We start from the raw sequence: 21,062 nt of genomic DNA, 5'->3' as shown, positions 1-21,062 counted from the left end.
GCGTGACCGGACCGACCCCGCTGGCCCTGAAGGTGGTGCCTCCCCGTCCCAACGAGGACCGGCGGGCCGTCCTGCGCGAGCTGTACGTGAAGTACGGCGGCAGCGTGCGTGAGCGCTGCCGCTACCTGCTGAAGGACGCGAGCCGGGCGGAGGACGCGATGCATGACGTCTTCGCCCGCGCGCTCGTGCACGGAGAGTCGTTCCGGGCGGAGGCGTCTCCGCTGACGTGGTTGATAAAGATCGCCACGCACCACTGCCTCAACCAGCTGCGCTCCGAAGGGGCGGCATGGCGGAAGTGGTTCGCGCGGGACGAAGCGGCCCGTTCGGAGGGCCATGGCGGCGCGGAGGCGATGGAGACGCGAGACCTGGTGCGCAAGCTGCTGGCCCGGGTGGACGCGGAGACGCAGGCGGCGGCGATCCACTACCACGTGGATGGGATGACGCTGGAAGAGGTGGCCGCGGTGCTGGGGCGTTCGGTGCCCACGGTGCGCAAGCGGCTGGAGCAATTCGCGGAGCTGGGTGGAGAGGAGCTGAGCGTCCGATGAGCGCGCACGAGTCGAACTGGACATTGCGCCGCCTGCACGCCGGTGAGCTGCCCACCCACGAGGCGAACCGCGTCCGGGAGCATGCGGAGGCGTGCGAGGCGTGTGGCTCGACGCTGAAGTCCTTCGCGGATGCGCAGGCCGCCTTCGAGGCGGACGTGCCCTTCGAAAGTTTCGAGGCTGGCGTGGAGCGGGCCCGCGCGCGGCAGGCCTCTTCGAAAGAGTCGGCGACGCGCTCGCAGTGGGTCCGGCCGCTGATGGCGGTGGCGGCGTCCGTGGTGGTGCTGGTGCTGGCGCGTCCGTTGCTGGAGACCGGTGGCAGGACGGATCCGACCCAACCGCCTGTCGCGGGCAACAGAATCAAGGGCGGCGCGGGCGCGGAGCTGCGAATCGGTGGGGGCGTGGATCCGCAGCGGGTGGCGGGCACGGAGGCGCCGGAGACGTTGCAGCCCGGTGAGCGCGTGCGGCTGGGCTACACGGCGGACGCGTTCCGCTACGTGGCGGCGCTGTCGGTGGATGCGCAGGGCGAGGTGACGCCGCTGTATCCGGAGTCCGGAGACAGCCTCGCGGTGGAGCCGGGCGCGGGACAGCACTGGCTGCCGGAGAGCGTGGAGTTCACCGGCGCGGGTGCGGAGCGCGTGGTGCTGGTGCTGACGGACGCGCCCGTGTCCATGGATGCGCTGAGCAACGCGGCCCGGAAGTCCTTCGTCGCCGCGGGCCGGGACGTCACGCGCATGGCCCCGCTGGACGTGGCGGGCACGCAGACGCAGTGGATCTTGCTGAAGCCATGAGCGACGGCCCCGTGAGACAGGTGCTCGCTCCCGTGGCGGCCTGGGCACGGGCCCTGGGCTCGGCGATGCGGGCGTCGATCCCCGCGCTGGTGCTGGCCTCCACCGCCGCGCACGCGGACACGCTGCACCGCTTCGCGCTCATCGCCGGCAACGACACGGGCGGCGCGGACACGAGGCCCTTGAGCTACGCGCGCGACGATGCGCGCAAGATGCACGACCTGCTCACGCGACTGGGCGGCGTGTCCCCGGCCGACGCGAAGCTCCTCCTCGACGACGACGCGAAGGACTTCCTCGTCGCGCTGTCGGAGCTGGAGCAGCGGGCCCGCGCGGCCCAGGCTCGCGGCGAGCGCACCGCGCTGTTCGTCTACTACTCCGGCCATGCGAAGGACGGCGCGCTGCGGCTGGGTGATTCGCGGCTCGCCTTCGACGCGCTCAAGCGCCGGCTGGCAGACGCGCCGGTGGACATCCGCATCGCCATCCTCGACTCCTGCCGCTCCGGTGCGCTCACCCGCACCAAGGGCGCGCGCAAGGCCCCGGCCTTCGACGTGGAGTCCGGCGCGGCACGCGATGCCCGGGGCGTCGTCATCCTCACCTCCAGCGCCGCGGACGAGGACTCGCAGGAGTCGGACGCGCTGGGCGGCAGCTACTTCTCCCATCACCTGGCCAGCGGCCTGCTGGGAGACGCGGACCGCAGCGGCGACGGACGCGTGACGCTCTTCGAGGCGTATTCGCACGCCTACGCCCGCACGGTCGCGGACACGGCCGACAGCAGCGCGGGCCCCCAGCACCCCACGTTCAGCTACGACCTCGCCGGCAACGGCGACCTGGTCCTCACCGACCTGCGCGCGAGCGCCGAAGGCCTGGTCGTCCCCGGCAACGCCCCCGCGGGCTCCTACTACTTCGTGGATCCAGGCGGCCTCGTGGTCGCGGAGCTGGACAAGGCCGTGGACACCGAGCGCCGCGTGGCCCTGGCCCCCGGCACCTACCGCGTGAAGCGCCGGCTCAGTGACCGGCTGCGTATCGGCGAGGTGGATGTCGCTCGCGGACGCACGACCATCCTGCAGGAGCCGCGCTTCAAGGACGCGCCCTTCTCCGACGACCCCGTGAAGGGGGCGATGCTGAACAAGGGCGCGTGGTGGGCATTCGGCCTCACGGGCGGCTTCCAGTCCTTCTTCGACCCCCAGACGCGCCAGTCCCTCTTCCTGTCCGTGCCCCTCTTCGGCGCGGAGGCCGAGCTGCACGACTACTTCCGCCGCGACTGGGTCTGGGGCTTCGATGCGGCGGTGGGCGGCACGAACGGCGTGCTGTCACTGCCCACGCTGGCGGGCCCGGCGTACCGCTACTCCGTGGTGAACGTGGGCACCAGCCTCACCGCCGAATGGCCCGTGGGCCGCTTCTCCCCCTTCGTGGGCGTTCGCGTCGCGTACCTCATCATGGGCCGCAAGTTCGACGACGCGGCGTTCCCGGATCAACGCTTCGCCATGGTGTCTCCGGGCCTGGCGACGGGCGCGAGATTCCAGCTCACGCGCACGCTGAACCTCACCGCGCGCAGCCGCTTGCAGTACCTCCAATACACCGTCGACGCGCAGCGCTCCCTGGGGTTCTGGGAACTCGCCGCGCTCCTCACGTACCAGCCATGAGGGAGCACGTGATGCGAACCTTTGCCCTGGCCCTCCCCTGTCTCCTCGCGGTCGCGTGCGGCGGCGATTTCTCCAACGACGACCTGGAGTTCCAGAACGCCCTGCCCCAGCGCGAGGACCTGGCCGCGAAGCTGCCTGACAGCGCCCGCGCCGGCCAGGGACTGGGCACTCGCGCCCAACGGCTGAGCGCGTCGCAGGTGCTGGGCGGCACGTCGCCCCTCGCCCTTCAGGCCTACCAGGCGGGCACGCAGTTCAACACCAGCGTGGACGGCCTGCTCTCCCTGCTGGAGCTGTTCCGCAACGCCCCGCCCACCACGCGCGAAACCGACCAGCGCATCTGGGGGCCCATCCCCTCCGACGACCACCCGGGCCACGAGCTGCGCTTCGTGATGGAGCGCCAGGGCGCCTCCTTCGCGTACCTCCTCCAGTTCCGTCCCCAGGGCGGTGGCGAGGACGCGTGGTGGACCTACCTGCCCGGCACCTTCAAGGCGGACGGCGGCATCCGCAAGGGGACCGGCACGCTCGCGTTGGACCTCAAGGCGGCCCGCGCGCACGGCTTCGACACGGGGGACGCGAAGTCCTTGGACCGGCTGGACATCGACTACCAGACGAAGGCGCTGCCCACGCGCGTGGAGCTGCTCTTCACCGGCGCGGGCGCCGCGACCCCCAACACCCGCTATGCGTCGCGTCAGACGCCCGAGGGCCTGGGGGAGATGGCGTTCCGGTTGCCGAACACGGACCTGATTCCCGGCGGGCTCCTGGAGACGCTGGACATCCTGGCCCGCTGGACGCCGGATGGCCGGGGCGTGCTGGTGCTCAACATCCTGGACGGGGACGCGAAGGGCGCGCAGTACACGGAGTGCTGGGACACCCGGACGCGCATCACCTTCATGCAGCGAAACTGGGACTTCATCACCCCCACCGAGGGCGACCGCCGCACCTGCCCGGACGTGTCCGCGCTGGACCCGAAGCCCTGAAGAGGCCGCCCGGGCTTAGGGCCGGACAGCAGCCGGGCGGACAGTCCCTGGCCGTTGGAAGGTGACGCGCGGGGTGGATTCTCTATGCTGGCGGCGGTTTCCCGCGCCCCCATGCCCAACTCCTCGCTTCTCACCGTCTTGAAGAGCCGGCGCGTCTGGCTCCTGATGGCCGTCGGCTTCGCGTCCGGCCTCCCCCTGTGGCTGACCGGCGTCACGCTGTCCGCGTGGATGAAGAACGAGGGGGTCAATCTCAAGACGATTGGCATCTTCAGCCTGGTGGCGCTGCCCTACACCTTCAAGGTGCTGTGGGCGCCGCTGATGGACCGCTACACCCTGCCCTTCCTGGGCCGGCGGCGCGGCTGGATGCTGCTCACGCAGGTGCTGCTCATGGGCGCCATCGCCGCCATGGGCCTGGTGAACCCGAAGGACACCCCGCTGGCCATGGCGTGCATGGCGGTGGTGGTGACGTTCCTGTCCGCCAGCCAGGACATCGTCGCGGACGCGTGGCGCACGGACATCCTCACCCTGGAGGAGCGCGGGCTGGGCAACTCGCTGTACGTCACCGGCTACCGGCTGGGCATGCTGGTGGCGGGCGGGCTCGCGTTCATCCTGTCGGATCACCTGGGCTGGTCCCAGACGTACTACGTGATGGGCGTGCTCATGGGCGTGGGCGTGGTGGCCACGCTGCTGGCCCCGGAGCCCCAGAGCGTGCGGCCTCCGCGCAACCTGGCGGACGCGGTGGTGCGGCCCTTCGTGGACTACTTCCGCCGCGAGTACGCGCTGGGAGTGCTCGCGTTCCTGGTGCTCTACAAGCTGGGGGATGCCATCGCCGCCAGCATGGTGACGCCCTTCTACATCGAGCTGGGCTTCTCCAACACGGAGATTGGCACGCTCAGCAAGACGCTGGGCATGGTCGCTACCATCGGCGGAGGCCTGCTGGGCGGCGTGCTGATGGTGAAGCTCAGCATGCGCCGCGCGCTCTTCATCTTCGGCGCCGCGCAGGGCCTCACCAACCTGGCCTTCATGGCCCTGGCGCTGGTGGGCAAGAACGACCTGATGCTCGCGGGCACCATCGCCGTGGACAACGTGTGCACGGGCCTGGGCGTCACGGCGTTCGCGGCCTTCATCATGTCGCTGTGCCACAAGAGCTTCAGCGCCACGCAGTACGCGCTCTTGTCCGCGCTGGGCACCATCGCCAACCGGCTCATCGGCTCCGTGTCCGGCTACCTGGCCACGTGGATGGGCTGGCCCACCTTCTTCGCCTTCACCGCCGCGGCGGCCATCCCCGCGCTGGTGCTGCTGACGTTCCTGCCGGAGAACGCCGCCCAGCCGAAGGAGGACGAGCCCCCCGCGCCCGAATCCGTCCCGCCCGCGTCGTCTTCCGCGGCCTCCGTCGCCGTGGCGCGCTGACAGCTTCCGGACACGCGTCCCCGTCCCGACAGCCCGCGCCCCGCCCGCTACTGGACGGTGCGCGTCAAGACGGGTGATGCGCGCGACAGGGCCGCGACTTCGGCTCCCCTCCCAGAGCGCGCGCGGCTAGGGTTGCCTCGACATGGCCCACCCTTCCGCTGGCAAGCCCCTTTCGCGCGACCTGCTGATCAATCCCGAGAAGCTGCGCGCGCAGTACTACGACGACACGCCCGACGCGTCCGTGGCCGAGCAGCGCGTGGCCTTCGGCACCTCCGGTCACCGGGGCAGCGCCGCGCGCCGGAGCTTCAACGAGGCGCACATCCTCGCGGTGGCACAGGCCCTGTGCGAGTACCGCAAGCAGCAGGGCTACGACGGCCCGCTGTTCCTGGGCATGGACACGCACGCCCTCTCCGAGCCCGCCCAGCGCACCACGCTGGAGGTGCTGGCCGCCCACGGCGTGGAGGTCCGCTACACGGACGGCGCCACGCCCACGCCGGTCATCTCCCACGCCATCCTCACGTACAACCGGGGCCGCACAAGCGGGCTCGCGGACGGCATCGTCATCACCCCGTCCCACAACCCGCCGGAGGACGGAGGCATCAAGTACAACCCGCCCAACGGCGGCCCCGCCGACACCAACGTCACGTCGCTGGTGGAGAAGCGCGCCAACGAACTGATGGCCTCGGGCAACAAGGGCATGCAGCGCGTCCCCTACGAGAAGGCGCGCGCGAGCGCCACGGTGAAGCCGTATGACTTCATCACCCCGTACGTGGCGGACCTGGCGAACGTGGTGGACCTGGACGTCATCCGGGGCGCGAAGCTGAAGCTGGGCGCGGATCCGCTGGGCGGCTCCAACCTGAACTACTGGGAGCCGATCGCTCGGAAGTACGGCCTGGACCTCACGGTGGTGAACCCCACCGTGGACCCCACCTTCGGCTTCATGCCCGCGGACCATGACGGGAAGATCCGCATGGACTGCTCGTCGCCGTACGCGATGGCGAACCTGGTGAAGCTCAAGGACCAGTACGCGCTCGCGTTCGGCAACGACACGGACTCCGACCGCCACGGCATCGTCACCCGCAGCATGGGGCTGATGAACCCGAACCACTACCTCGCGGTCGCCATCAACTACCTCTTCCGCAACCGCCCGGGCTGGAAGGCGGACGCGGCGGTGGGCAAGACGCTGGTGAGCAGCAGCCTCATCGACCGCGTGGGCAAGGACCTGGGCCGCCGCGTGGTGGAGGTGCCGGTGGGCTTCAAGTGGTTCGTGGACGGGCTCCTGGACGGCTCGCTGGGCTTCGGCGGCGAGGAGAGCGCGGGCGCGTCCTTCCTGCGCAAGGACGGCACCGTGTGGACCACGGACAAGGACGGCATCATCCTGGACCTGCTCGCGGCGGAAATCCTCGCGCGCACCGGCAAGGACCCCGGCGAGCACTACCAGGAGCTGGCGAAGAGGTTCGGCGCGCCGCTGTACACGCGCATCGACCAGCCGGCCACGTCCGCGCAGAAGGCGGCGCTGAAGAAGCTGTCGCCGGAGGCGGTGAAGGCCACGTCGCTCGCGGGCGAGCCCATCCTCCAGCGCCTCACGCGCGCGCCGGGCAACAACGCGGACCTGGGCGGCCTCAAGGTGACGACGGAGAACGGCTGGTTCGCCGCGCGTCCGTCCGGCACGGAGGATGTGTACAAAATCTACGCGGAGAGCTTCCGCGACCAGGCGCACCTGGACGCCATCGTCCAGGAGGCGCGCGCCATCGTCTCAGCGGCGTTCGCCGGAAAGTAGGCGTGGACTCAGGCGCCTCGCGCGGGCTTCGATGCCGCGCGAGGAGCCCCACCGCCCATGGAAGTGAAAACCATCCTTCAGTACGTGCTCGCGCTGTTCATGGTCGTGGCGGGGGTGAACCACTTCCTCAAGCCCCGCATGTACATGCGCATCATGCCGCCGTACCTGCCCCGGCCCCGGGAGCTGGTGCTGCTGAGCGGCGTGGCGGAGGTGCTGCTGGGCATCTTCCTGCTGGTGCCCGCCACCACGCGGCTCGCGGCCTGGGGCCTGGTCGCGCTGTTCGTGGCGGTGTTCCCCGCGAACATCTACATGGCCCAGCACCCGGAGCAGTTCCGGAAGATTCCCCGGGGCATGCTCTGGGCGCGGCTGCCGCTCCAGGTCGTGCTCATCGCCTGGGCGCTCTGGTACGTCTGAGCACGCCGGAGCCTCGTCAGCGCCAGAGCGGCGCGTGGTCCTCGATGTACTGGCGCACCGTGCGCGTGGGACGGCCCAGCAGGTAGGTGAGCGTGGGGTCCACCTGCTCCGCCTTCCCGAAGCGAAGCCCCACGTGCATCAGCGTCTGCATGCCCAGCTGGCCCCATGACAGCCGGCGCTGGTGCAGGTGGCGCACGTAGCCGGGCACCGACGCGGGCACGTAGCGGATGGGCCGGCCCAGCACCTCCGACAGCACGGACGCGACTTCCTCGAACGACACCGCCTCCAGGCCCGTGAGCGTGAAGGCGCGGTTGCGCAACGACGTGTCCAGGAGCGCCCGCGCCGCCACCTCGCCCACGTCGCGCACGTCCACGAAGGCCACCTTGCCGTGGCCCGCGGGCATGTAGAGTCGGCCGTCCTGGCGGATGTCCTCGCGGTACGCGTCTCCCAGGTTCTGCGCGAAGAACGCCGGGCGCAGCAGCGTCCACCCGACGTTGGAGCGCATCAGGTGCTCCTCCACCGCGCGGTGCGGCGCCCACGCGCGCGTCTCCGCGCCCGCCATGGACAGGAACACCACCTGCTTCACGCCCTGAGTGGCGGCCGCGTCGATGAACGCGTTGAGCGTCCCTTCCGCGTGGGCGATGGCGGGCGGATGCATCAGGAACACGCCCCGCACGCCCTCCAGCGCGGGGAGGAACGTCTCCGGCCGCAGGAAGTCCAGCGGCGTCGGCATCACGTCCCCGTCCATCTCCTTGAGCAGCGACACCGTGTGCTCCGGCGACTTCACCGCCGCGCGCACCGCCACCCCTTCGGCCAGGAGCGCGCGCACCACCGCACGCCCCACGTTGCCCGTGGGCCCCGTGACGAGCACCGGCCCACTCACCACGGCCAACCCTCCGCAACCCGCCGGACCCGGCCGGCGCCAGACGACGCTCCTGCGCTCATGCGGAACTCCTCCCACCCACCCGCCACCCCGGGAACCGGCCGGCGACGGGGTGATTTGGACCCACCCTGGCGTCCCATTCCCTACTCGTGAAAACGCACCCGTTTTGATCCGTTGCGGCCTTCGCTCTCAAATTCCGGAAGTTGAGAGTGAAGCGTACGTCAGCCAACACCTCGCGTGTGGGAGGGTCGGCTGCCGAGCACACGGCAGGGGGTGGAGGGCGGGCGGGGAGGCGGTGCCTGGCCAGGCCCCCGGTGGAGCTTCTGGTCCGCCATCCTTCCTTGACTGATCCGAACCCGCTCTTTAGGTTGAGAGGCTTCCACCGGCTCAGTCAGAGCCAAGAAGGATGTTCCATGGCCCGCGTTACCGTTGAAGACTGCCTTCCCTACGTGGACAACCGGTTCGCGCTGGTGCTCCTGGGCGCCAAGCGCGCGCGCCAGCTGATGGCCGGCGCCCGGCCCATCATCGAGACCTCGAAGAACAAGCCGCCCGTGCTCGCCCTGCGCGAGGTCGCCACCCAGCGCGTGAAGTTCGACCGCGACGTGCGCGAGGCGCTGTCCGGCAAATACGTGGGCGAAGAAGGCAAGAAGTAGCCTTCCGACCTACCCCGGCTCCTTCCCCTCCATGGGGGGAGGAGCCCCGGGCGCCAGGCCCTGGGCGCGCATCCACCGCAGCGCCCGGCCGGCGACGGCCTTCTCACCCTTGTAGCCCAGCGCCGGAATCAGCCCCTCGAGCGGCATCCAGCGCACCTCGTCCACCTCCACGCGCGGCCCCGGCAGCGGCCCCAGCTCTCCCGCCTCGTAGCGGAAGAGGAAGAAGTGGACGCGCTTGAAGATGCGCTGCCCCCGGAACTGGTAGACGTAGCGGATCTCCCCTAGGGGCGCGAGCAGCGCCACGGCGGTGAGGCCCGTCTCCTCATTCACCTCGCGCCGCGCGGTCTGCTCTGGCGTCTCGCCGGGGTCCACGTGGCCCTTGGGCAGCGCCCACAGGTGACGCCCGTGCGGACGAATGACGGCGACCTCCCAGGCCCCGTCCTGGAAGCGGATGACAATGCCTCCTGAGGACGCCTCGCGCGGCATGCCTCCACCCTACCCGATGCAGGCGGCGGCCGGGACCCTCAACCGCCGTGCGCGAAGTGGCGCAGCTTGGCCTCCGCCCCCAACCGGTAGGCATAACGCAGGTCGCCGAGGAGCCGGTCCAACCGCCGGCTCAGGACATGCCCCATGAGCCGCGCGCAGAAGCGCCGGGACAGCCGGTTCGCCTCCTCGTAGCGCCAGCGCTCCTCCACGGACAGCAGGGGCTGGTACGCGACCTGGTCGAAGAGGCGCCCCAACAGCTCCCGCGCCCACCCGGCCACGCCCTCGCCCCAGCGGTGCATGAGGCACACGACGAACTTGTCCACCTCCGCCTGGGCCTCCAGCTCCAGCAGCGACACCGTGCGCTCGTAGTGCGCCGTGTGCGCGACGTAGAGGAAGTGGCTGACCCCTTCGGTCACCTGGCAGTAGCCGTCCAGGTCGCCCTCCAGCACGGAGCCCAGGGGGCTGCTCGCGTAGCGCTCCATGCGCTCGCGCAGGCCGGGGTCCAGGTAGAGCGCCACCTCCAGTTCACCCCGGGCCTCCAGCACCAGCAGCTCCTCCGGCGCGCGCCCGGTGCCGCCCAGGAGCGCGGCGACCTCCGCGTCCACGACCACGAAGGCCTCCGCGCGGGCCTCGCACTTGAAGCCGTAGATGGCCTCCAGGTGGGCCTGGAGGCGCCCCACGAGCGGGAAGTCCCCGGCGTCAGTTGGCAAGCGGCCCCTTGCGCGGGATCCAGCCCGCGTCCACCAGCACGCGCTCCAGCTTGTCGTTGCCCGTGCGCACCCAGGACTCGTAGACGCGCAGCGCGCCCGCGGGCCCCGCGCTCACCAGGCCGCGCGCGCTGATCTCCTCCAGCACCTCCGCGAGCGAGCGGAACTTGTCGCACAGCTCGCGGTACACGCCGGTGAAGCCGCCCGCGGGCACCAGCTCCGCCACCTGCCCGTAGGCCGCGCCGCCCATCTGGATGTAGTAGTCCGGGCCCACCATCCCCTGCTGCAGCGCGCCGGAGAAGAAGCCGACCTTGTAGAGCGACACGTCGCCCAGCCGCCGCAGCGTGCGGATGCGCTCCTCGCGCTCCTGCTGCAGCGAGCGGTGGTACAGCTCCGCCAGCGGCTCGTGGTCCCGCCGGCCCTCCGCGTCACGGACGAACAGCTTGTCCGTGGCCGCGAACTCCGCCAGCAGGTTCACCAGGTAGAACTCGGTGGACTCGCCCAGCGCCACCCGCTGCCGGGCCGCGACCTCCAAGAGGAGCTCCCGGAAGAACTCCTTCAGCGAGGAAGAGGACGTCACCAGTCCGCTCATCGAGCACACCTCCCGGATGAAGCCTGAAAGGCCTCCGGGCTGGCGCCCGGACCTTCCAGGACACGCTTCCGACAAGCGTAGCCATGTCGCAAGGCGTTAGCAAAACAGACCCAAGTCTTATCAAGCACTTACGCTGGCACTCGTCCGGGGCGAGTGCCAACGTCCGGACACCCCACACGGCCTGGCGGGCAGGTGTGACAGGTGGGAATGTTTTTCGGAAAAGCCTAATCAGGACGGGAGTTTAGCGGCATCCGGACAGATGTCCCGACGTCGCTTGACGAGGTGAAGTCCCTGGTTATTATCCGCCGCGCCTGGGCGTTAGCACTCAGTAGGTGCGAGTGCCAACGCCGGGGCCCACAGGACCTTTTCAATCACCCCTGCGGCATCCCGGTCCGGACCTTCCGTCCGCCTCCGGCAGCCGCGATTCACAGGAGCAAGCCATGAAGATTCGTCCCCTGCAGGATCGGCTCATCATCAAGCGCGTCGCCGAGGAGAACAAGACCAAGGGCGGCCTCTTCATCCCCGACACGGCGAAGGAGAAGCCGCTCGAGGGCAAGGTGATCGCCGTCGGTAACGGCAAGGTGCTGGAGGACGGCAAGGTGCGCGCCATGGACATCAAGGCCGGCGACACCATCCTCTTCTCCAAGTACGCGGGCACGGAGATCAAGCTGGACGGCGAGGATCACCTGATCCTCCGCGAAGAGGACGTGCTGGGCATCATCGAGAAGTGAAGCCCGCCGTTCGTCTTCCCACTCACAACTTCTAGAGGTTTCAGACCATGGCGAAAGACATCATTTTCGAAGTGCGCGCGCGTGACGCGATCCTGCGCGGCGTGAACATCCTGGCCGACGCGGTCAAGGTGACCCTGGGGCCCAAGGGCCGCAACGTCGTCATCGAGAAGAGCTTCGGCTCCCCCACCATCACGAAGGACGGCGTGACGGTGGCGAAGGAAATCGAACTGGAGAACAAGTTCGAGAACATGGGCGCCCAGATGGTCAAGGAGGTCGCCTCCAAGACGTCTGACGTCGCGGGTGACGGCACCACCACGGCCACCGTGCTGGCGCAGGCCATCTTCCGCGAGGGCGCGAAGCTGGTCGCCGCGGGCCACAACCCGATGGACATCAAGCGCGGCATCGACAAGGCCGTCACCGCCATCATCAACGAGCTGAAGACGCTGGCGAAGCCGACCAAGGGCAACAAGGAGATTGCCCAGGTTGGCACCATCTCCGCGAACGGTGACACCACCATCGGCCAGATCATCGCGGACGCGATGGAGAAGGTCGGCAAGGAGGGCGTCATCACGGTGGAAGAGGCCAAGGGCCTGGACACCACCCTGGACGTCGTCGAGGGCATGCAGTTCGACCGCGGCTACCTGTCCCCGTACTTCGTGACGGATCCGGAGCGCATGGAGGTCGTGCTGAACGACCCCCTCATCCTCATCCACGAGAAGAAGATCTCCTCGATGAAGGACCTGCTCCCCATCCTGGAGCAGGTGGCGCGCGCGGGTAAGCCCCTGCTGATCATCGCCGAGGAGGTGGAGGGCGAGGCCCTGGCCACCCTGGTGGTGAACAAGATCCGCGGCGTGCTGAACGTGGCGGCGGTGAAGGCGCCGGGCTTCGGCGACCGCCGCAAGGCCATGCTGGAGGACATCGCGGTCCTCACCGGCGGCCGGATGATCGCCGAGGACCTGGGCATCAAGCTGGACACGCTGACGCTCCAGGACCTGGGCCGCGCCAAGCGCATCACCATCGACAAGGACAACACCACCATCGTCGACGGCTCCGGTGCGCAGACGGAGATCGAGGCGCGCGTGAAGCAGATCCGCGCCCAGGTGGAGGAGACCTCCAGCGACTACGACCGTGAGAAGCTCCAGGAGCGCCTCGCGAAGCTCGTGGGCGGCGTGGCCGTCATCAACGTGGGCGCCGCGACCGAGACGGAGATGAAGGAGAAGAAGGCCCGCGTGGAGGACGCGCTCAACGCGACCCGCGCGGCCGTCGAGGAGGGCGTGGTGCCCGGCGGTGGCGTGGCGTACATCCGCTGCCTCAAGGCCCTGGACACCCTGAAGGTCGCCGACGGTGAGAAGTCCGGCGTGGACATCATCCGTCGCTCCGTCGAGGAGCCGCTGCGTCAGATCGTCGGCAACGGCGGCCTGGAGGGCAGCGTGGTGGTGAACAAGGTCAAGGAGGGCACGGGCCCCTTCGGCTTCAACGCCGCCACGGGCGTCTACGAGGACCTGCTGGCCGCGGGCGTCATCGACCCGGCCAAGGTGAGCCGCACCGCGCTGCAGAACGCGGCGTCGGTCGCCTCGCTGATGCTCACCACGGAGGCCATGGTCGCCGAGCGCCCGAAGGCGGACGACGACAAGGGCGGCGGCGGCGGTGGTGGCATGGGCGGTATGGGTGGCATGGGCGGTATGGGCGGCATGGGCATGTAGTCGCCCCACCCGTCCCCAAGCAGTCCAGGGGATGGACTTGATGGCCTCCGGCGCCCACCAGGGTTCCGGGGGCCGTCGTGTTTTCAAGGGACCAGGCACAAGGGAAGGCCCGTGGCCCCCCGTGCAACGGCCCCTTAGGTTTGGCATCAAGAGAGCCAGGAGGAATTCCATGAAGCCCGTGAAGATCTACACGACGACCTACTGTGGCTTTTGCGTGCGCGCGAAGGACCTGCTCAAGCGCAAGGGCGTGGCCTACGAAGAGGTGGACGTCACCGGAGACGACGACGCCCGCACGAAGCTGGTGGAGATGAGCGGCGGTCAGCGCACCGTGCCGCAGATCTTCATCGGCGACACGCACGTGGGCGGCTACTCCGACATGGCCGCGCTCGACCGCGAGGGCAAGCTGGACCCCATGCTCCACGCTTGAGCAGCCAGGCGGCCGGGCCCCGTGCCCGGACGCCACCCGCGTTCCCCGTGCCTACCTTCTTCGCCAAGGCACTCACCCCTTTCACGGGAGGAACACCATGGCGGGCGGACAGGAAGTCACGGGGACCCGGGATGAACACCACGACCTCATCAGCACGCTCTACCACCTGCTCAAGGGCGCGTCGGTGAGCGCCCAGTACCTGCGCGACGCGGAGGCCGCGGGGGACCAGGAGCTGGCGCAGCTCTTCCGCGACTGGCAGGACGAGCAGCGCAACCTGGCCGAGCGCGCCAAGAACCTGCTGGGCACGCGCATGGTGAACGCGCAGGCCGGCACGGGCCGTGCGACCACGTCGGGCGCGGAGTCCAAGAGCACGAAGCACAAGGCGAACGCGGAGGTGCCGACGCGCGAGGTGAAGAGCCCCACCAACGCGAGCGTGCGCTCCGGCGGAAGCCCCGGCGACGACGAAGTGGACGAGCAGTCCAAGGAGTCGTTCCCCGCGAGCGACGCATCCGCGAAGTACTGAGGCGGGGGGAAATCCGGAAGGCAGGCCCGACGTCCCCGGTTGGGGCGGCCGGGCCCCTTCTGTCTTCATCTTCAACGGACGTTTCCGCGTCTACTTGTTCCACTTGCCCCCTGTGTGCAGTCCCCCCTAAAGAGGCGGGATTGAGGGCGACGAGGGGTGTTTTTGCCCCCCACGCCCCGTTGCGACCAGGGGTCCGTGACCATGATTGACAGACCGGATGTCACCGAAACCGTCCACGCGGAGCGCGAGGCCCAGGCCACCCGCGTCCCCCTTCACGAGTGGACGGTGGAGGTGGTGGGCGGTCCGGACAAGGGCAAGAAGGTCACCACGCGGGACTCGCTGGTGCGCGCGGGCTCCGACGCCGCGGGCGACCTGGTGCTGAGCGACCCGACGGTGAGCCGCCGTCACCTGGAGGTGGAGCGGCTGCCGCAGGGGCTGCTGCTGCGCGACACCGGCAGCCGCAACGGCACGTTCCTGGACGGGCGCCGCATCATCCAGGCCTTCGTCGCCAGCGGCGACAAGGTGGAGCTGGGCAAGACGAAGCTGGTGGTGAAGGTGGCCGCCCGCGCGACGGAGGTGGAGGTCGCCGGCGCGGAGTCCTTCGGGCAGCTCGTGGGCAGCTCGGAGAAGATGCGCTGGGTCTTCACGGAGCTGCGCCGCATCGCTCGCGAGGACATGAACCTGCTCGTCGAGGGTGAGACGGGCACGGGCAAGGAGCTGGCCGCGCGGGCGGTGCACCAGCACTCGCTGCGCCGCCACGGCGCCTTCAAGGTCGTGGACTGCAACCTCATCTCCGAGGAGAAGGCGGAGCGCGAGCTGTTCGGCGGGCTGCGCGCCGGGGAGAACGAGGACAAGGGCGCGCGCGGCATCTTCGAGGCGGCGCGCGGCGGCACCCTCTTCCTGGACGAGGTGGGCGAGCTGCCCATGTCCGTGCAGGGCAAGCTCTTGCGCGTGCTGGAGACGCGCGAGGTGCCGTCGCTGGACGGGCAGCCGGTGGCGGTGGACGTGCGCGTCATCGCCTCCACGCACCGCAACCTGGAAGAGGACGTGCGCCAGGGCCGCTTCCGCGCGGACCTCTACTTCCGGCTCGCGGTGGCGCGCGTGAAGCTGCCGCCCCTGCGCACCCGCCGCGACGACATCCCCACGCTGTCGCAGGCCCTGTCGCGCGGCATGAAGGCCGCGCTGGAATTGACGCCGCAGACGCTGGCCCTCTTCGAGGGCTACGACTGGCCGGGCAACGTGCGCGAGCTGCGCAACGTGCTGGAGCGCGGCGCGCTGATGCAGGAGACGGGCAACACCAGCTGGCTGGACTTCCTGGCGCACGCGCCCAAGCTCACGGAAGGCACGGAGCCCGCCACCAACGTGGCCGCCATCGTCACCGGCATGCCGTACCACGAAGCGAAGGACCGGGTGCTCGCGGACTTCGAGCGGCTGTACTTCGCGGAAGTCATGCGCGAGGTGGCCTTCGACATGAAGGCCGCGGAGCAGCGCACCGGCCTGTCCATGCAGAGCCTCTACCGCCTGTTGAAGAAGAACGGGCTCCGCCTCAAGGACCTCAAGAACGCCGAGGGCCTGGAGAAGTGAGCGCCCGACCGCAGTCCCAATCACCCCAACCGGGAGAAAGCCTCACCATGCTGAAGCGTCTCGCCGTCGCCTCCGTCATCCTCACCGCCGCCTGTGCCGGCCAGCAGAAGACCGAAGCCACCGAAGGTCAGAAGCAGATGACCAAGGAAGAGCGGCTGCGCATCACCAACCAGCCCCCGTTCGACCTGGCGACCTGCTTCCCGCACGAGCAGACCCTGCCCACCCCCGCCAACGAGGGTGTCCTCGTGGGCGCGCTCCTGAGCGTCCGTCCGGACGTGCTGGAGTGCCTGGTGGACCCCGCCAACCGCGGCCCCGCGGCCAGCACCAAGGTGATGGTGAAGTCCACCGTCAACGCCCAGGGCGCCACGCACGCCGTCACCGGTGAGAACCTCACCCCGGCCGGCACGGCCTGCATCCAGCAGGTGCTGGACACGCACGTGAAGCCCGCGGCGCTGGCGGCGGACGCGAAGCCGGTGGAGGCCTCGTACGAGTACGACCACGCCACCGCCAACAACCCCTCCGTCACCATGGGCATCAACGAGGGCTCGGACTTCTCCGGCACGGTGCGCCTGGCCCAGAAGAGCTGGTGTGACTGCTTCGCCGGCTTCAAGGCGTCCACGCCGCCGGTGCTGGCCGCCGACATCCACATCGTGAAGGGTCAGCCCACCCCGACGGAGGTCGTCTTCAAGCCCTCCGGCAGCACGGAAGGCGACCAGCTGGCGTCCTGCATGCAGGCGAAGATCGCCGCCATGCCCGCGACGACGACGGGCGAGCTGAAGTTCCCCTTCCGCTTCGTGTTCTTCAACTCGCAGGCCCCGGTGGAGGCCTCCACGACCATGCCGCCGGAGCTGCGCTTCTTCCAGCTGGAGCTGGCGCGCACCCAGACGGCCGCCGCGTCCGCCATCGCCTTCGGCGCGCGCACCAACGCGGCGGACACGTATGACGCCGTCGTTCAGAAGTACACCAAGACGAAGGACTACAAGCTCTTCGACGAGCTGTCCTCCAAGTGCCAGGCGCTGGTGGACTCCGCCGGCAAGTGGGTGGACGCGCTCAAGGCGCAGGAGACGGTGGACCAGACGACCCTGACGCTGGTGCAGCAGCTCAAGGCCCAGAAGGAAGACTGGGCCCCGGTGGAGACCGCCAGCCAGGAGGCCCTGGCCAACACCCAGAAGGACCTCTCCGCCGCCCAGCAGCGTCTGGCCGCGGACCAGGGCGCCTGCCCGAAGAAGAGCTACGCGCCGACGAAGAAGAAGTAGTCCTTCGACGTTGAGCCGCTGAAATGACAACGGGCGCTCCGGGGAACATCCCGGGGCGCCCGTCTTCTTTTCAGCGACCAGCCCTGCCCTGCCCCGCGCCCTACGACGCGGCGGGGACCTTGTCGTCGTTGTGAGCGGAGGCCTCGCGCATCTTCACGCTGACGAGCTTGGAGATGCCGGGCTCCTCCATGGTGACGCCGTAGAGCGTGTCGGCGATCTCCATGGTGCGCTTGTTGTGGGTGATGAGGATGAACTGCGACTGGCTGCTCATCTCCTTCACCATGTCGTTGTAGCGACCCACGTTGCCCTCATCCAGCGGGGCGTCGACCTCGTCCAGGAGGCAGAAGGGGGTGGGCTTGATGAGGAAGATGCCGAAGATGAGCGCCACGGCGGTGAGGGCCTTCTCGCCACCGGAGAGCAGGTTGACGCTCTGGAGCTTCTTGCCCGGCGGCTGGGCGACAATCTCCACGCCCGGCTCACCGTTGGGGCCCTCCTGCGTGAGGATGAGGCTGGCGCGGCCACCGCCGAACAGGCGCGGGAAGATGGCCTGGAACTTGTCGTTCACCACGTCGAAGGTCTGCTTGAAGCGCTCGCGGCTCGTCGCGTCGATGCGGACGATGGCTTCCTTCAGCTGGCTGATGGACGCCAGGAGGTCCTGACGCTGGGTGGAGAGGAACTCGAAGCGCTTGGACAGCTCCGCGTGCTCGTCGATGGCGGTGAGGTTGATCTCCCCCATCTTCTCCACCTGCGCGCGCAGGTCCTTGAGCTCGCTCTCCACTTCCGGCGAGAGCGGCGCCAGCAGGTGGTAGTTGTGCAGCTCCGTGGCCAGCTCCAGCTGGTAGCGCTCGCGGATACCGGCGGCCAGGTGCTCCAGCTCCAGGCCAATCTCCTTCTCGCGCAGGGTGATTTGCGACAGGCCCTGCATGAGCTCGTCCAGCCGGCCGCGCAGCTCGCGGAAGGAGGTGTCCTGCTCGCGCACTTCCGTGGTGGCGGTGGTGTGCGCGGTGCGGCGGGCCTCCAGGGCCTCCGCGCCCACGCGGTGCTCCTCCGCCCGCTGCTCCTTGGTGGACTCCAGCTCCGCGAGCCGCCCCTGCAGCTGCTCCACCTTGGTGCGGCCGTCCGTCACCGTGGCCTGCAGGCGGCTGACGCGCGACTCCATGTCCCGGCGCTGCGCCACCAGGCTCTCCAGCTCCTTGCGCGCGGACTCACCGCGCTCGCTGCCGGCGGCCACCTTCACGCGCAGGCCCATCAGGTTCGAGGACGCGGTGTCCGCGCGCTGGCGCAGCCCCTCCAGCTCCCCGGCGTACTGGCGCACGCGCTCCTCGCGCGCCTCGCGGTCCGCCTGGCCGTGGGCGACCTCGCCGCGGCTGGACTCCTCCTCGTTGGTGAGCGCGGTGTGGCTCTGCGACAGCTGGCCCTCCTCGCCCTCCAGCGAGCGCAGCCGCTCGCGCACCCGGGCCAGGTCCTCGCTCGCCTTGTGGAGGTCCTTCTCCTGGCTGGCCAGGTTGACCTCCTCCGCGTGCTGCTCCTTGCCCAGGCCCTTGAGGACGGCCTCCGCCTGCCCCATCTGCTTCTGGAGCGTGTAGTGGCGGGTCAAAATCTCGTTGTAGCGCTCCTCCACCCGGGCCACTTCGGCCGCCAGCTCGGCGATTTCGCGCTTCTTCTGGAGCGCGCCCACCGCCGCGCCCTCGCGCTCACCGCCGGTGATGGAGCCGTCCGCGCGGAACACCTCGCCGTCCAGCGTGACGAGCGTGACGGGCACGGGGGTGGTTTCCGCGTACTCGCTCGCGGCGACCATGTCCTGGACGATGACCACGTCGCCCAGGAGCAGCTTGAGCACCGGCTCCAGCGCGGGCTCGCAGGACACTTCCTTGAGCGCGTGCGCCAGGACGCCCGGGCGCGAGAGGTCCGGCTCCACGTAGGCCCGGGCCTGCTCGCCGGAGGGCACCGGCAGGAAGGTGCCGCGCCCTTCCGCGTGGCCCTTCAGGTACTCCACCAGCTCCACGCCCTTCTCGCGGCTGTCCACGATGACGTGCTGGAGCCGCTCGCCCAGGGCGGCCTCCACCGCGCGCTCGTAGCGCGCCGAATTCACCGTGAGGACGTCCGCCACCAGGCCGAAGATGCCCTGCTCGCGAGCGGCCTCCGCGGCGCGCACCATGACGGCGCGCACGCCCCGGTCGAAGCCGTCGTAGTTCTTCTGGATGTCCTCCAGGGAGGACAGGCGGCTGCGCTTGTCGCTCAGCTCCTCGCGCAGCGCGATGACCTGGACCTCGTTCTCCGTGAAGGCCTCGCGCGTGCGGGTGAGGGCCTCTTCTTCCTGGCCCCGGCGCTCGGCCAATTCGGAGGCCAGGTGGCGCGTGTCCTCCACGTGCCTGGCCGCCTGGGTGCGCACGGTGTCCAGCTCCTGCTCCTGGACGCGCAGGGCCTCCAGCTCACCGCCCAGCTTCGCGCGGCGCGCCTCCAGGTCCGTGCGCTGGCGCGCGAGGTTGACCAGGTTGCTCTCGTGGTTCGCCAGGCGCGTGGCCACGGCGACCAGCCCGGCCCGCTCCTGCTCCAGGCGCAGGGAGATTTCCGTCTGGAGCACGGAGACGCGGCGCTGCTCCTCCAGGGCCACCGCCATGGCCACTTCGTCTTCCTTGTACGAGCCGGCGATGCCCGACAGCTCCGCCTCGCGGGCCGTCATGGTCCGCACGACTTCGGCCTGCCGCGCGAGCAGCGCGTCCAGCTCCGCCTGCGCGGACTCCACGCGCGCGCCGGTTTCCTCGAAGTCGCGGCGGCCGTAGGACAGCTCCTGCGCCTCGCGCTGCAGGGCGCTCTCCAGCGCGTGCACCTCTCCGGCGTACTGCTGGAGGGCCGCCCCTTCCGCGTCCAGCTCCGCGCGGCGCCGGGTGATGACCTCCTCCAGCTCCTTCACCTTGTCCAGGCCCTCGCGCTCCTCGCCGCCCAGGTTCTCCAGGCGAGACTGGAGCACGCGCTTCTCCGCCATCAGCTCCAGCGAGCGGTGGCTGGTGGAGTGCAAATCAATCTCCCGCATGCGCGCCTTGAGCTTGCGGTACTTCTCCGCCTTCTTCGCCTGGCGCGACAGCGTGTCGAGCCGCTTCTCCAGCTCGCCCGTGATGTCGTTGACGCGCAGGAGGTTGGCCTCGGTGGCCTCCATCTTGCGCTCGGCGGCCTTGCGGCGGGCCTTGTACTTGGTGACGCCCGCGGCCTCTTCCAGCAGGTGCCGGCGGTCCTCCGGCTTGCTGGAGACGATGAGGCCCACGCGGCCCTGCTCGATGATGGAGTAGGCCTTGGTGCCCACACCCGTGCCGAGGAACAGCTCGGTGATGTCCAGCAGGCGGCAGAGCGTCTTGTTGATGAGGTACTCGGAGTCGCCGTTGCGGAACAGCCGGCGCGTAACGGTGATCTCACTGAAGCCCTGGTACTGGGGCGCCAGCGTGTCCGTGTCGTCCACGAGGAAGGTGAGCGACACCTCCGCCATGGACAGGGGCGGCTTGTTCTCCGAGCCGTTGAAGATGACGTCTTCCATGCCGCGGCCGCGCAGGTTCTTCGCGCTCTGCTCGCCCATCACCCAGCGGATGGCGTCCACGACGTTGGATTTGCCACACCCATTGGGGCCGACGACCCCGGTGACGCCCTCGTCGAAGGAGAAGACGCTCCGCTCCATGAACGACTTGAAGCCGGTGATGTCCAGGCGCTTGATTCGCATGCCAGCGGGCTCCCTACAGGCCGACGGTGAGACGGGGTGAAAACGCGCGCGGAGCCGGAAAATCGGCTCCGCAGCGTTTGGCAGGAGTACCAACGCACCCCGCCCCGGATCAAGCGTGACCATGCCACGCATGACCCTATGTGCAGTGCTACAGGTTGGTGTGCGAGCGGCCTTGCACCACCCTTGCAAAGCAACCGACCCACCCTACCTTCCTCTTGATCTTTCTGGAGGCGTCCTACGTTTCAGCCCTTGCT

The 21,062-nt window shown here is 69.5% G+C and carries 19 protein-coding genes; 14 read left to right on the top strand and 5 right to left on the bottom strand.

All coding sequences use genetic code 11. The annotated features are described in order from the left end of the window. The first annotated feature begins 2 nt into the window (after positions 1–2). The 7 genes from GTZ93_RS20005 (at position 3) to GTZ93_RS19975 (ending at position 7,554) form a co-directional block, all read left to right on the top strand. Entirely contained in the window at positions 3–545 is a 543-nt protein-coding gene (locus GTZ93_RS20005; protein WP_257978966.1) for an RNA polymerase sigma factor, read from the top strand. Beyond that, a complete protein-coding gene (locus GTZ93_RS20000; RefSeq protein WP_139915617.1) occupies positions 542–1,333 on the top strand; it encodes a DUF4384 domain-containing protein in 792 nt (263 codons plus the stop codon). The genes GTZ93_RS20005 and GTZ93_RS20000 overlap by 4 nt, the downstream gene beginning before the upstream one ends. Next, positions 1,330–2,973: a caspase family protein gene (locus tag GTZ93_RS19995; protein ID WP_257978965.1), complete on the top strand. Its 1,644-nt coding sequence runs from the start codon at positions 1,330–1,332 to the stop codon at positions 2,971–2,973. Before GTZ93_RS20000 ends, GTZ93_RS19995 begins: the two co-directional genes overlap by 4 nt. 11 nt (positions 2,974–2,984) lie before the next feature. Further along, a complete protein-coding gene (locus GTZ93_RS19990; protein WP_139915616.1) occupies positions 2,985–3,950 on the top strand; it encodes a hypothetical protein in 966 nt (321 codons plus the stop codon). A gap of 111 nt (positions 3,951–4,061) precedes the next feature. Then, on the top strand, positions 4,062–5,360 hold the full coding sequence (locus GTZ93_RS19985; protein ID WP_139915615.1) for an AmpG family muropeptide MFS transporter: 1,299 nt from the start codon (positions 4,062–4,064) through the stop codon (positions 5,358–5,360). A 142-nt stretch (positions 5,361–5,502) separates the two neighbouring features. Then, entirely contained in the window at positions 5,503–7,140 is a 1,638-nt protein-coding gene (pgm, locus tag GTZ93_RS19980) for a phosphoglucomutase (alpha-D-glucose-1,6-bisphosphate-dependent) (protein WP_139915614.1), read from the top strand. A gap of 57 nt (positions 7,141–7,197) precedes the next feature. After that, positions 7,198–7,554 carry a DoxX family protein gene (locus tag GTZ93_RS19975; protein WP_121760816.1) on the top strand — a complete coding sequence of 119 codons (357 nt, stop codon included), beginning with the start codon at positions 7,198–7,200 and terminating at the stop codon, positions 7,552–7,554. A gap of 16 nt (positions 7,555–7,570) precedes the next feature. Here GTZ93_RS19975 and GTZ93_RS19970 read toward each other — a convergent pair whose 3' ends face one another. Then, entirely contained in the window at positions 7,571–8,440 is an 870-nt protein-coding gene (locus GTZ93_RS19970) for an SDR family oxidoreductase (protein WP_219629035.1), read from the bottom strand. A 410-nt stretch (positions 8,441–8,850) separates the two neighbouring features. On the opposite strand from GTZ93_RS19970, the gene rpoZ reads away from it, so the two are divergent. Next, on the top strand, positions 8,851–9,090 hold the full coding sequence (gene rpoZ / locus GTZ93_RS19965; RefSeq protein WP_120576017.1) for a DNA-directed RNA polymerase subunit omega: 240 nt from the start codon (positions 8,851–8,853) through the stop codon (positions 9,088–9,090). A 9-nt stretch (positions 9,091–9,099) separates the two neighbouring features. Here rpoZ and GTZ93_RS19960 read toward each other — a convergent pair whose 3' ends face one another. Genes GTZ93_RS19960 through GTZ93_RS19950 form a run of 3 tightly spaced genes read right to left on the bottom strand, consistent with a single transcriptional unit; the run spans position 9,100 to position 10,875 of the window. Then, positions 9,100–9,576, bottom strand: coding sequence for an NUDIX hydrolase (locus GTZ93_RS19960; RefSeq protein ID WP_139920590.1), 477 nt, complete (start codon positions 9,574–9,576; stop codon positions 9,100–9,102). A gap of 38 nt (positions 9,577–9,614) precedes the next feature. Further along, the gene (locus GTZ93_RS19955) at positions 9,615–10,286 is read right to left on the bottom strand and encodes a hypothetical protein (protein ID WP_120576019.1); all 672 of its coding nucleotides are present in this window, start codon (positions 10,284–10,286) and stop codon (positions 9,615–9,617) included. Continuing rightward, positions 10,276–10,875, bottom strand: coding sequence for a hypothetical protein (locus tag GTZ93_RS19950; protein WP_120600168.1), 600 nt, complete (start codon positions 10,873–10,875; stop codon positions 10,276–10,278). The genes GTZ93_RS19955 and GTZ93_RS19950 overlap by 11 nt, the downstream gene beginning before the upstream one ends. Positions 10,876–11,315: 440 nt before the next feature. Here GTZ93_RS19950 and groES point away from each other — a divergent pair, with 440 nt between their 5' ends. The 6 genes from groES to GTZ93_RS19920 all read left to right on the top strand — a co-directional run bounded on the left by groES (position 11,316) and on the right by GTZ93_RS19920 (position 17,099). After that, the gene (gene groES / locus GTZ93_RS19945) at positions 11,316–11,606 is read left to right on the top strand and encodes a co-chaperone GroES (protein WP_014395362.1); all 291 of its coding nucleotides are present in this window, start codon (positions 11,316–11,318) and stop codon (positions 11,604–11,606) included. A 47-nt stretch (positions 11,607–11,653) separates the two neighbouring features. Beyond that, positions 11,654–13,309: a chaperonin GroEL gene (gene groL / locus GTZ93_RS19940; RefSeq protein ID WP_139920589.1), complete on the top strand. Its 1,656-nt coding sequence runs from the start codon at positions 11,654–11,656 to the stop codon at positions 13,307–13,309. Between the two features lie 169 nt (positions 13,310–13,478). Then, entirely contained in the window at positions 13,479–13,736 is a 258-nt protein-coding gene (gene grxC, locus GTZ93_RS19935) for a glutaredoxin 3 (RefSeq protein WP_120564118.1), read from the top strand. Between the two features lie 97 nt (positions 13,737–13,833). Continuing rightward, positions 13,834–14,259, top strand: coding sequence for a hypothetical protein (locus tag GTZ93_RS19930; protein WP_139920587.1), 426 nt, complete (start codon positions 13,834–13,836; stop codon positions 14,257–14,259). Between the two features lie 201 nt (positions 14,260–14,460). Next, entirely contained in the window at positions 14,461–15,843 is a 1,383-nt protein-coding gene (locus GTZ93_RS19925) for a sigma 54-interacting transcriptional regulator (RefSeq protein WP_120576023.1), read from the top strand. Between the two features lie 47 nt (positions 15,844–15,890). Beyond that, positions 15,891–17,099 (top strand): hypothetical protein, encoded by a 1,209-nt coding sequence (locus GTZ93_RS19920; RefSeq protein ID WP_139920585.1) that lies wholly within the window; start codon positions 15,891–15,893, stop codon positions 17,097–17,099. A 100-nt stretch (positions 17,100–17,199) separates the two neighbouring features. Here GTZ93_RS19920 and smc read toward each other — a convergent pair whose 3' ends face one another. Continuing rightward, complete coding sequence (smc, locus tag GTZ93_RS19915; RefSeq protein ID WP_120576025.1) at positions 17,200–20,808, bottom strand: chromosome segregation protein SMC; 3,609 nt, start codon at positions 20,806–20,808, stop codon at positions 17,200–17,202. Positions 20,809–21,062 lie beyond the last annotated feature (254 nt).

The organism is Corallococcus exiguus (genome assembly GCF_009909105.1).
In the GTDB taxonomy this organism is placed as follows: Bacteria; Myxococcota; Myxococcia; order Myxococcales; family Myxococcaceae; genus Corallococcus; species Corallococcus exiguus.
Note: the sequence above shows the minus strand (reverse complement) of the source record. Positions and strands in the feature narration are given on the sequence as shown.

Coding starts and splice junctions, on each gene's coding strand:
- GTZ93_RS20000 (WP_139915617.1), top strand. CDS start 542: ATGAGCGCGCACGAGTCGAACTGGACATTGCGCCGCCTGCACGCCGGT.
- GTZ93_RS19930 (WP_139920587.1), top strand. CDS start 13,834: ATGGCGGGCGGACAGGAAGTCACGGGGACCCGGGATGAACACCACGAC.
- GTZ93_RS19990 (WP_139915616.1), top strand. CDS start 2,985: ATGCGAACCTTTGCCCTGGCCCTCCCCTGTCTCCTCGCGGTCGCGTGC.
- pgm (WP_139915614.1), top strand. CDS start 5,503: ATGGCCCACCCTTCCGCTGGCAAGCCCCTTTCGCGCGACCTGCTGATC.
- GTZ93_RS19925 (WP_120576023.1), top strand. CDS start 14,461: ATGATTGACAGACCGGATGTCACCGAAACCGTCCACGCGGAGCGCGAG.
- groES (WP_014395362.1), top strand. CDS start 11,316: ATGAAGATTCGTCCCCTGCAGGATCGGCTCATCATCAAGCGCGTCGCC.
- rpoZ (WP_120576017.1), top strand. CDS start 8,851: ATGGCCCGCGTTACCGTTGAAGACTGCCTTCCCTACGTGGACAACCGG.
- GTZ93_RS19995 (WP_257978965.1), top strand. CDS start 1,330: ATGAGCGACGGCCCCGTGAGACAGGTGCTCGCTCCCGTGGCGGCCTGG.
- GTZ93_RS19950 (WP_120600168.1), bottom strand. CDS start 10,875: ATGAGCGGACTGGTGACGTCCTCTTCCTCGCTGAAGGAGTTCTTCCGG.
- GTZ93_RS19960 (WP_139920590.1), bottom strand. CDS start 9,576: ATGCCGCGCGAGGCGTCCTCAGGAGGCATTGTCATCCGCTTCCAGGAC.
- GTZ93_RS19975 (WP_121760816.1), top strand. CDS start 7,198: ATGGAAGTGAAAACCATCCTTCAGTACGTGCTCGCGCTGTTCATGGTC.
- GTZ93_RS19920 (WP_139920585.1), top strand. CDS start 15,891: ATGCTGAAGCGTCTCGCCGTCGCCTCCGTCATCCTCACCGCCGCCTGT.
- GTZ93_RS19985 (WP_139915615.1), top strand. CDS start 4,062: ATGCCCAACTCCTCGCTTCTCACCGTCTTGAAGAGCCGGCGCGTCTGG.
- smc (WP_120576025.1), bottom strand. CDS start 20,808: ATGCGAATCAAGCGCCTGGACATCACCGGCTTCAAGTCGTTCATGGAG.
- grxC (WP_120564118.1), top strand. CDS start 13,479: ATGAAGCCCGTGAAGATCTACACGACGACCTACTGTGGCTTTTGCGTG.
- groL (WP_139920589.1), top strand. CDS start 11,654: ATGGCGAAAGACATCATTTTCGAAGTGCGCGCGCGTGACGCGATCCTG.